This is a genomic window from Tianweitania sp. (assembly GCF_032053605.1).
Lineage (GTDB): Bacteria > Pseudomonadota > Alphaproteobacteria > Rhizobiales > Rhizobiaceae > Tianweitania.
Genome location: NZ_DAMBUH010000146.1, coordinates 497 through 6,596, shown reverse-complemented (window position 1 = coordinate 6,596; position 6,100 = coordinate 497). Strand labels below are relative to the sequence as shown.

5 protein-coding genes are annotated in these 6,100 nt (G+C 59.4%); 1 reads left to right on the top strand and 4 read right to left on the bottom strand.

Translation table 11 applies throughout. The annotated features are described in order from the left end of the window. A partial coding sequence (locus tag RTX98_RS19330; RefSeq protein ID WP_312798470.1) for an HlyD family secretion protein occupies nucleotides 1–421 on the top strand: 421 nt, incomplete at its 5' end. Nucleotides 422–568: 147 nt separating this feature from the next. Here RTX98_RS19330 and RTX98_RS19325 read toward each other — a convergent pair. From RTX98_RS19325 to RTX98_RS19310, 4 genes are all read right to left on the bottom strand, one after another. Next, nucleotides 569–4,039 (bottom strand): class I SAM-dependent DNA methyltransferase, encoded by a 3,471-nt coding sequence (locus RTX98_RS19325; protein WP_312798469.1) that lies wholly within the window; start codon nucleotides 4,037–4,039, stop codon nucleotides 569–571. Nucleotides 4,040–4,144: 105 nt separating this feature from the next. Further along, nucleotides 4,145–4,567 carry a DUF2141 domain-containing protein gene (locus tag RTX98_RS19320; protein ID WP_312798468.1) on the bottom strand — a complete coding sequence of 141 codons (423 nt, stop codon included), beginning with the start codon at nucleotides 4,565–4,567 and terminating at the stop codon, nucleotides 4,145–4,147. Nucleotides 4,568–4,789: 222 nt separating this feature from the next. Beyond that, a complete protein-coding gene (locus tag RTX98_RS19315) occupies nucleotides 4,790–5,230 on the bottom strand; it encodes a BLUF domain-containing protein (RefSeq protein ID WP_312798467.1) in 441 nt (146 codons plus the stop codon). Then, nucleotides 5,227–6,100: EAL domain-containing protein (locus RTX98_RS19310; protein WP_312798466.1), on the bottom strand; the 874-nt coding region annotated here is incomplete at its 5' end. The genes RTX98_RS19315 and RTX98_RS19310, both read right to left, overlap by 4 nt.

Below are 6,100 nucleotides of genomic sequence, written 5' to 3'. Positions count from 1 at the left end.
CATCACCGCGCCCGAAGACGGCCGTCTCGGCGAAGTCGGCGCGCGGCTCGGCCAGTATGTTTCGGCCGGCACCCAGCTCGTTGCGGTCGTGCCCGCGCGCAAATGGGTCGTCGCCAACTTCAAGGAAACCCAGCTTGCCGGCATGAAGCTCGGCCAGACCGTGCGCATGACGGGGGATGCCCTCCACCACGCCCCGCTCACCGGCCGCATCGAGCGCTTCGCGCCGGCGACGGGCTCCGAATTCAGCGTCCTGCGCCCCGACAACGCCACCGGCAACTTCACCAAAGTCGCCCAACGCCTCCCCGTCCGCATCGCCCTCGACCCCGACCAGCCCCTCACCGAAAACCTCGCGCCGGGCATGTCGGTGGTGGTGACGATCGACAAGACGGCGGATGCGACGGAAACGGCAGCGGTGCAGTGAGGGCGGGGCGGCGGAGAGCATTATCTCCCCACCTGAGGGGGGTAAGGAACGATCTGCATAGCAGATGAAAAGCCAACGATTTGGCTTTTCAAGCGACGAACGCCCGGCAGGGCAGAGGGGGGCGCTGTCCCGCCAAGTCGTCCGCTTCTACGCTGCTTCGCGTTCCAACGCGCCTTGATAGCTTGCATATACGTCTTCGCTGAGCTTAACGACGCGCCCAAAGCGTTCCAGCGTCATCAGCGCCCGCGTTACATGCGGCTCGATCCGCTTGCCTCCGCTCTTGAACTGCCGCGCGATTGCCGCTGGATCCATAGGAACATGCTTGCCTTCCAACAAGCGCAGAACAGCGACGGCGCGATCTTCTCGATCTTTCGGGAAAGCTGGCTTGCCTGCATCAACAGCAACGACGTTGCTCGCTAGTTCCAGATCACCACTCTTGGCAACAACATCTTTGGCAAAGCGCGGGATCTGGTAATCGGGCCGCAGCCAGCGCACATGCCTTGCCGCTTCCTCTCGCGCCCGCTCGGCGTTCAGCGCCACCAGCCTTTCGAGGATTTGCTCATCTGTTAGATCAACGGGCCAGCCGTAGGCTTCCGCCGTCAGCCTGTCGATTTCCTCATGCAATTCCTTGATTATGAGAACGAGCCCACGCGTTTTCACGTCCTCCTCCTTCTCACTCAGTATCCCACCCGCTTTCAGGTTTTCTAGCACATTGTAGAGGCCGGTGAGCGTGAAGTCGGGATGTTCCGCTAGCACACGCTTGCGCAGCGTATCCAACTCTTCGCCGTACGAACGTAGTTGGAGGCTCAGGGAGGTAGTCAGTTCTGGGAAGGGAAAGGGATCGAAGTAGCGCGATTTTGTGTAAATTGGCCTATCTTCCAGTAACCCCTCCGTTGCGGAAACCCAAGTCTTGTGTGTTCTCGAAGATAGGATGGCCAACAAAGCTGCATCATCAAGAGCAAAGCACACTAGGCGGTTATCAGGTAATATGGAGGCATCCAGAAACTGAAAAACTCGGTGCTTAGCTGTTTCAACAGTAGCAATATAGCGAGGAAGCTCTTTAAGTGCTGGCCGAAAATCCTTGCGGGGTTCCCCAAAAATCCACCAATTCTGCTTATATGATGCTCGGTTGTTCCACTCTCGACCGAGCTTGCGACCGCTCTTATCTGTGTTCGGCCTCCCCGCGGAGTCAAGGTCGAAGCGAACACGTGTCGTTAGGTGTTGGTAAATTTCGGGGAACTCTTCACGGACCAAGTTTCTCTCGAGTCCAAATAGGTCGATAACAAGAGAATTTCGGGGCCTAGCCGTTAAGTCTCGGCCGTTGCAGTACTCGCGAATGTAGTTTTTCAACCCTTTCCGTCGGCCCAATCCCAAAGCTTTGGCTTCCGCCTTAGAGATGATGAAGCCGTTGCCCATTAGTTGAACGCCGCGTGATGCTAGGCCTGCGGCCGCGGCGAGTGGCCTGGCATTGACGGGAGTGATGCCAACCGAAAGATCTGAATTGATGATGCCTTTCTGATGCAAAAAGGAAATTGTCGGCTCATCTGTCTCCAACCCAGTCTCTCTTACTACCTCGTATAGCGCTCCTTCCTGCTTGCCCGGCTCGGCAACCGTCATCGCAATCCGGACAGCCGCACTATCTTTCGTTGCTTTCGTCCAAGGATGATCAGGTACTGCAAAAATTAGACTGATCGGCTTCTTTGCATTTAAGTGCCGCTCAACGACCCGGCGCTGAAAGACTTGGCTGAGCGAATTAGTCGTCACAAATCCAAAGCGCCTCAACGGCGTGTCCTTGCGTGTTAGCAGTTCCGCTGCGCGATCCCACCAATACATGACGAAATCCGCGCTTTCGTTCATCTGCTTGTGCACCCGCCACAAGGTTTCCGCATAGCCTGAGCCCAGGCGGGAGCGCACATCCTTGCCGCCGATGAATGGCGGATTGCCGACGATGAACTCGGCATCAGGCCAATCTGGCCGACGTGCATTGGGGAGGATCTCGACACGCTTCCCGTTTTCCTCGGTGACGGTCGTCACAGGATAGCTATCCCAAGTCAGCACTGCGTCAAAGGGCTCGCGCCGCCCGAGGTTGATATTCTTAAAGGCCCGCAAGATCGGTTCGGCTGGATGGGCCGTGCTGTTGCGATAGTGCTGCTGAAGATACCCGATCCACACAACCAGTTCGGCAATCGCTGCCGCACGCGGGTTCAACTCCAGCCCAAGAAACTGATGCGGGTCGACCGTTTCTCGCTCAAGCCCTAGATTGCCGGATACGCCCAACCGGGCCAAAGCCTCCAGCACATCGCCTTCGAGCTTCTTCATCAACTCTAGGCTGACATACAAAAAGTTTCCGGTGCCGCAGGCCGGATCGAGGACGCGGGTTGTGCAAAGCTGGTGATGGAAAGCCTTGACGATTTTGGCGGCTTTTTTCTCGTCGCCTTCATCCGCGGCCGTTTCAGCGCGGGTTAGCGCGATTTCCCAATCTGCACGGAGCGGTTCCATGACGGTGACTTCTACCAGTCGCTGAACATAGGCCCGCGGCGTATAATGCGCCCCGAGCTTGCGTCGTAGGCTCGTTTCCAGTGCCTGTTCCAGCAGCGTACCAAAGATCGCTGGATCGACTTCTGTCCATTTATGCTTGGCGGCTGCGAGCAGTTCGCCAATCTCTTCGCATCCAAGCGGGAACACCTTGGCATCCCTAAACAGGTTGCCGTTGAAGTGCCTGACTGTCTCGCGAAACGCAGAATAGAAGCGTTGACCTTCCCGAGGCTCGTCCATCTTCTGCCACAGCTCTTCAAGAAGTGGGACGAAGGCTTTGGGGCTTGTCACGCAGTCCTTTAAGAGATCAGTGAACTTACCTCTTGGCAGAAGATCGACATCTTCCGCGAACATCGTGAACAGGCAGCGCATTAGGAATTGGGCGACATCTTCCGGATCATGCCCTTGTGCTTCCAACGCCTTGCTCACCTCGGCCAGGCGCTTAGCGATTTGCCGTGTGACCCTTGCTGACTCTCGGGTCGGATCTAGGCTTGTTGGATCCGTCCAGATCTTGGCGAGTTGTTCACGTACCTTGGGGTCGCGCAAATCCTCAAGGTGGATGCGGAAGCGGTTGCGATCTGGAAACTGGCTGTAAGCGCGTCCTGTGCCGGAAAAATCCGCGTAGAGTTCCAGAACATGGCCAACATCGCAGGTGATAAGAAACGGCGGAGCCGGGTGGTCGGCGTCAAGCAGGAAGACATAGCGTTCGGCTTGCTTGCGTGCCTGCTGCATCATCACGTCCCAGCCACGCAGGGCGTTGCGTCGCCCGAGAACAACCGTCTCTTCGCCGGCGCGGCCGGTCGGCTTCTCTTCACCGCCGACCCAGCGCGACTGTTTGGCTTCGAGGATGAAGCAACCCTTCTTGTAGAGGTCGATCCTCAGCGACGAGACAATCTGATCGCTTTCACGTCGCCGCACGGCACGTTCAAAGACATAGTCATTGTGCCTGCGCTCTGCGCCTGCAACGTCCGGTCGAGCAACGCCGATGACCTCGCAAAGCTCTGACAAGAACATCTGGTAGTTTGCGCGCTCGGCCCCACCCTCCCGCGCTGTCCAGCGCTGGATAAACGCTTCGATGTTCATGATGCCCCCGCTACTTGAACATCAGGAGCTTGATAGGAGAAACTCTAACGGACCCTTTCCCCACCATGATATGGAGAGTTGATCTTTAGTAGACTTAAGTCTAACTCACCAATAAACCACCCGCATCCTCTGCCTCACACGCTGTTTCCCCACCACAAACCCCGCATCCCGAAACTTCGGCGCGGAAAACTTCGGCACGGCGTTGTTCGACACGGCGATGCCTTCCTTAGGGATACCAACGAAGTTGGTGTCGAGCTTGCCGTTGTCGTTTTCGTCGTGGATCACGGCCACCGCATAGGTGCCGGCGGGCAGGTTGGGGAAGGTGATGGGCTGGCGCGCCTGGGCGGCGGGGATCACGCGCTGCGTGCCCGCTTTATTGCAGCCGGGAAAGCCGGCGGGGTCGGCGGTGACGCAGAGCGCCAGACTGCCCTGATTGTTGCGCAGACCGGAAACCTCGACAACGAGGTCGCCCGCCTGCGCGGCCGTCACGGGAAGAAGCAGGGCGAGGCCCAAGGCGGATCGTTTCATGGAACGGTATCTTTCGGGCAAAAACTTCGGATAAACCGAAGCTGCCCGTTTGCGCCGCCGTTCACAACTGACAGGTCCTGAAAGGGCGAGGGCGCCTAGAGCAATTCCAGCAAAAGTGCGGAGCGGTTTTGCGTTCGGGATTGCGTCTAAACAAAAGAGCTAGAGCAATTCCAGCAAAAGTGCGGAGCGGTTTTGCGTCCGGAAATTGCGTCCGGAAAGGCTCTAACCCTCTTCCTCCATCGCCAGCCCGTGCAGCGTTTCCAGAAGGCGGTCGGCCGTCATGCGCGAGGGGTCGAAGCCGCTGGTTTGCGCGATCCCGCCGAAACGATCGGCATCGGCCGGCTTGGCGCCGACATAGCCCATCGACCAGTTCGGGAATGCGCGCGTCGTCGTGGTCTCGAAGGCCAGCAGCGTCACGTCGGAATGGCGGTCATCGCGCTGGATGCGCTCGAACGTGGCTTCCACCGCGCGGCGCGGGCCTTCCAGCACCTGGCCGAAGCAGCCGGTGTTGAAAAGCAGCGCGCCGGTGACGTCGGCTTGTGTATTGTTGCGCTGGCTCACGGCGAGAATCTGGTCGATCACCGCGTCAAGCGCGTCGGCCCCGCCTTCAACCTCGTTGCGGCTGTAATAAACCAGCCGGTGCAGGATTTCGGTCTCGCTCATAGGCCTTCCTCCTCGATGATTTCAACAACCCTGCGCGGTTGGGTAAGCAAAGCGCTCGCGTCCGCTGCCGCCATCGGCCGTCCCGTGAAATAGCCCTGCACATGGGTGCAGCCTTCAAGGCGGATCGCGGCCAGCTGTTCTTCGGTTTCCACGCCCTCGGCGGTGGTTTTCATGCCAAGGCTCGCGCCAAGCGCTGCCACCGCGCGCACGATCGCGCCCGCTTCCGGGTTCTCGCCCATGCCGCGCACGAAGCTCTGGTCGATCTTGAGCCGGTCGAACGGGAATTTCTGGAGATAGGCCAGCGACGAATAGCCGGTGCCGAAGTCGTCCATCGAAACCCGCACGCCCACATCGCGCAGCCGGTTCAACAGCGCGATCACCGCATCGGTATCTTCGATCAGCGCGTTTTCGGTGATTTCCAGCTCCAGCCGCTCGGGCGCCAGGCCGGAATTGGCCAGCGCCGACAGCACCGTCTGCGCCAGCGTCGGCGAGCGAAACTGCAGCGGCGACAGGTTCACGCCAACCGAAATCGGCTCCGGCCACGATGCGGCATCGCGGCACGCCGTGCGCAACACCCATTCGCCGATCGCCACGATCAGCCCCGTTTCTTCGGCCACCGGAATGAATTCGGCCGGTGAAACCAGCCCGCGCGCGGCATTGCGCCAGCGCAGCAGGGCCTCGAAGCCGACCACGTCCTGCGTCGCAAGATCGACCTGCGGCTGGTACGCCAGCTCGAACTCCTTCAAGGCGAGCGCGCGGCGCAGGTCGAGCTCGATCGCGCGCCGCGCCTGCATCTGCTCGTCCATTTCCTGCTCAAAGAACCGGAACCGCCCGCGCCCTTCCGCCTTGGAGCGATACAGCGCAAGATCC